Here is a 2,249-nt window from a genome sequence, read left to right as displayed (position 1 = left end):
GGTGACTGCGTACCTTTTGTATAATGGGTCAGCGACTTACGTTATGTAGCAAGGTTAACCGTATAGGGGAGCCGTAGGGAAACCGAGTCTTAACTGGGCGAATGAGTTGCATGACGTAGACCCGAAACCGAGTGATCTAGCCATGGGCAGGTTGAAGATTGAGTAACATCAATTGGAGGACCGAACCGACTAATGTTGAAAAATTAGCGGATGACTTGTGGCTAGGGGTGAAAGGCCAATCAAACTCGGAGATAGCTGGTTCTCCCCGAAAGCTATTTAGGTAGCGCCTCGGACGAATACTACTGGGGGTAGAGCACTGTTAAGGCTAGGGGGTCATCCCGACTTACCAACCCTTTGCAAACTCCGAATACCAGTAAGTACTATCCGGGAGACACACGGCGGGTGCTAACGTCCGTCGTGGAGAGGGAAACAACCCAGACCGCCAGCTAAGGTCCCAAAGTTATCGCTAAGTGGGAAACGATGTGGGAAGGCTCAGACAGCCAGGATGTTGGCTTAGAAGCAGCCATCATTTAAAGAAAGCGTAATAGCTCACTGGTCGAGTCGGCCTGCGCGGAAGATGTAACGGGGCTAAGCGATACACCGAAGCTGCGGCAGTGCGATTTATCGTATTGGGTAGGGGAGCGTTCTGTAAGCCGTTGAAGGTGGTCTGTAAGGGCTGCTGGAGGTATCAGAAGTGCGAATGCTGACATGAGTAACGACAAAGGGGGTGAAAAACCTCCTCGCCGGAAGACCAAGGGTTCCTGTCCAACGTTAATCGGGGCAGGGTAAGTCGGCCCCTAAGGCGAGGCCGAAAGGCGTAGTCGATGGGAAACGGGTTAATATTCCCGTACTGCTGATAACTGCGATGGGGGGACGGAGAAGGCTAGGTGGGCCTCGCGACGGTTGTCGAGGTTCAAGTGCGTAGGTGGGTGTCTTAGGCAAATCCGGGACGCTATACACTGAGACACGATGTCGAGCTACTACGGTAGTGAAGTCATTGATGCCATGCTTCCGGGAAAAGCCTCTAAGCTTCAGGTTATCAGGAACCGTACCCCAAACCGACACAGGTGGTCGGGTAGAGAATACCAAGGCGCTTGAGAGAACTCGGGTGAAGGAACTAGGCAAAATGGTACCGTAACTTCGGGAGAAGGTACGCTGCCCGCGGTGAAGTCCCTTGCGGATGGAGCTATGGGCAGTCGCAGATACCAGGTGGCTGCAACTGTTTATTAAAAACATAGCACTGTGCAAAATCGAAAGATGACGTATACGGTGTGACGCCTGCCCGGTGCCGGAAGGTTAATTGATGGGGTTAGACTTCGGTCGAAGCTCTTGATCGAAGCCCCGGTAAACGGCGGCCGTAACTATAACGGTCCTAAGGTAGCGAAATTCCTTGTCGGGTAAGTTCCGACCTGCACGAATGGCGTAATGATGGCCACGCTGTCTCCACCCGAGACTCAGTGAAATTGAAATCGCAGTGAAGATGCTGTGTACCCGCGGCTAGACGGAAAGACCCCGTGAACCTTTACTACAGCTTGGCACTGAACATTGAGCCTACATGTGTAGGATAGGTGGGAGGCTTTGAAACACAGACGCCAGTTTGTGTGGAGCCGACCTTGAAATACCACCCTTGTATGTTTGATGTTCTAACTTAGGCCCCTAATCGGGGTTGAGGACAGTGCCTGGTGGGTAGTTTGACTGGGGCGGTCTCCTCCCAAAGAGTAACGGAGGAGCACGAAGGTGGGCTAATCACGGTCGGACATCGTGAGGTTAGTGCAATGGCATAAGCCCGCTTGACTGCGAGAATGACGGTTCGAGCAGGTGCGAAAGCAGGTCATAGTGATCCGGTGGTTCTGAATGGAAGGGCCATCGCTCAACGGATAAAAGGTACTCCGGGGATAACAGGCTGATACCGCCCAAGAGTTCATATCGACGGCGGTGTTTGGCACCTCGATGTCGGCTCATCACATCCTGGGGCTGAAGTCGGTCCCAAGGGTATGGCTGTTCGCCATTTAAAGTGGTACGCGAGCTGGGTTTAGAACGTCGTGAGACAGTTCGGTCCCTATCTGCCGTGGGCGTTGGATGATTGAGAGGGGCTGCTCCTAGTACGAGAGGACCGGAGTGGACGAACCTCTGGTGTTCGGGTTGTCACGCCAGTGGCATTGCCCGGTAGCTAAGTTCGGAATCGATAACCGCTGAAAGCATCTAAGCGGGAAGCGAGCCTCAAGATGAGTCATCCCTAGGGCTTTAAG

Annotated in this window: 1 rRNA gene; it reads left to right on the top strand. The window is 53.2% G+C overall.

The annotated features are described in order from the left end of the window. A 23S ribosomal RNA gene (locus D515_RS23750) occupies nt 1–2,249 on the top strand; the annotation flags it as partial.

This window comes from Grimontia indica, assembly GCF_000333895.2.
GTDB classification, from domain to species: Bacteria; Pseudomonadota; Gammaproteobacteria; order Enterobacterales; family Vibrionaceae; genus Enterovibrio; species Enterovibrio indicus.
This window is presented reverse-complemented; position numbering and strand designations above follow the sequence as displayed.